This window comes from Variovorax sp. 20P10.2.4 (assembly GCF_058244205.1).
Genome location: NZ_JBZAYE010000952.1, coordinates 1 through 2046, shown reverse-complemented (window position 1 = coordinate 2046; position 2046 = coordinate 1). Strand labels below are relative to the sequence as shown.

The 2046-nt window shown below is 71.0% G+C and carries 3 protein-coding genes; all 3 read left to right on the top strand.

Annotated features, from left to right (window positions below; all coding sequences use genetic code 11):
- Positions 1-575 (top strand): amidase family protein (locus AC27VN_RS39830; RefSeq protein WP_490880264.1); only part of this gene is annotated, 575 nt, incomplete at its 5' end.
- A 32-nt stretch (positions 576-607) separates the two neighbouring features.
- Entirely contained in the window at positions 608-1597 is a 990-nt protein-coding gene (locus AC27VN_RS39825; RefSeq protein WP_489040620.1) for a Bug family tripartite tricarboxylate transporter substrate binding protein, read from the top strand.
- Positions 1598-1619: 22 nt separating this feature from the next.
- Positions 1620-2046: amidase family protein (locus AC27VN_RS39820; protein WP_490880263.1), on the top strand; the 427-nt coding region annotated here is incomplete at its 3' end.

Here is a 2046-nt window from a genome sequence, read left to right as displayed (position 1 = left end):
TCGACCCCGAGGTGGAGGCCATCGCCGGTGCCGCCGTGCAGGCGATAGCGCGCGAGGGCGCCAGCGTCGAGACCGTGCAGCTCGACTTCGCATCGCTCGAGAAGCATTTCCTGGTCGTGCTGCAGTCGCTGCTGGCCGCGCGCGTGGGCGCCAACCTCGAGCGTTTCGGCAACCGGCTCGATGCCTCGCTGATCGATGCGGTGCAAAAGGGCCGCCGCCACACGGCCGTCGACCTGCACGAGGCCACCTTCGCCAAGACGCGTTGCTTCAACGAGCTGCAGGCGCTGTTCGAACGCTTCGACGTGCTGGTGTCGCCCACGCTGTCGGCGCCGCCGCTGCCCATCGACATGGACGTGAGCGGCGAGATCGAGATCGCCGGCCGGCCCGCGGGCACGGTGCGCGGCGCCTGGTATCCCTACACCTATCCGATGAACCTCACGGGCCATCCCGCGCTGTCGATGCCCTGCGGCTGCAGCGCCATCGGCCTGCCGATCGGGCTGCAGCTCGTGGGCCGCTGGTACGACGACCACTATCTGCTCGATGTCGCAGCGCTGGTCGAGCAGGCGCTCGGTTGAGCGATCCCCTTTCTTTCACCGCGAGGTCCTCCATGCCGTCCTTCATCCGCCGATCCCTTGCCGTCGCGGCCTTCGCGGCCTGCCTCCTTCCGGCCGCGCAGGCCCAATTGCCGCCGGGCCTCGCGGGCGGCAACCTGCGCATCGTCGTCGGCTATGCGGCCGGCGGCGCGGCCGACACGGTCGCGCGCCTCTATGCCGAGCAGCTCAAGGACGCGGGCTTCGGCAGCATCGTGGTCGACAACAAGCCCGGCGCCTCGGCGCGCCTGGCCTGGGACACGGTGAAGAAGGCCAAGCCCGACGGCCTCACGCTCTACCTCGCGCCGTCGCCGCTGCTCACCATCCTGCCGCTGACCTACAAGACGCCGGGCTACGACGCCGACAAGGACCTGGTGCCGGTCGCGCTGCTGGTCGAGATTCCCACCGCGGTCGTCACCGGCGCCGGTCAGCCCTACAGCTCGATGAAGCAGTACGTCGAATGGGCGAAGAAGAACCCGAGCAAGGCGACGCTGGGCCTCGCGACCATCGGCAGCTCGGGCCACCTCGGCGCCTTCGCGCTCGCCAAGGCGCAGGGCTTCGAGCTCACGCCCGTGGCCTACCGCGGCGCCTCGCCGATGCTGATCGACGTGGTCGGCGGCGAGCTGTCGATGGGCTGGGACGCGGCGGCCAGCATGATGCCGCTCTACAAGGGCGGCAAGATCAAGTTCCTCGGCCTCAGCGGCGACAAGCGGCTGCCGGCGCTGCCCGACGTGCCCACGGCCAAGGAGCAAGGCTTCGGCGAGTTCGTCGCGGCCACGAGCTGGTATGCGGTCTATGCGCCCGCGGGCACGCCGGCCGCCGCGCTGTCGGCGCTGGAGCGCGGCTTTCTCGCGGCGGCGGCCAAGCCCGAACTCGCGCGCAGCCTCGAGGCGGCCGGGCTGGTCGCCCATGCCGAGGGTCGCGCCGAGCTCGCGCAGCGGGCGCAGCGCGAGCGCAGGAACTGGGAGCCGATCGTCAAGGCGGCCGGCATCGTCATCGACGAATAGCACGCACGAAGGCTCGATGTCCATGTCCGACGATTCGCTCTTCTTCACGCCCGCGACCGAGCTGGCCGGCCTGATCCGCGCGCGCCAGCTCTCGCCGGTCGAGCTGGTGACGGCGGTGCTCGCGCGCGCCGAGCGCCTGCAGCCCACGCTCAACTGCTTCATCACCCTGACACCCGAACGCGCGCTGGCCGAGGCCCGCCGCGCCGAGGATGCCATCGCGGCCGGCCGGCCGCTGGGCGCGCTGCACGGCATTCCGTTTTCGGTCAAGGATCTGGTCAACACCGAGGGCGTGGCCACCACCTTCGGCGCCGTGATCCACCGCGACAACGTGCCCGCCGAAGACGCGGTGAGCGTGGCGCGCCTGCGTGCCCAGGGCGCGATCCTGATCGGCAAGACCACCACGCCCGAGTTCGGCTCGGGCCCGCTGACCAACTCGCCGCTGTTCGGCA

Bases quoted from the DNA above. Each gene is read 5' to 3' on its own strand.
- AC27VN_RS39825 (WP_489040620.1), top strand. From the start codon at position 608: ATGCCGTCCTTCATCCGCCGATCCCTTGCCGTCGCGGCCTTCGCGGCC.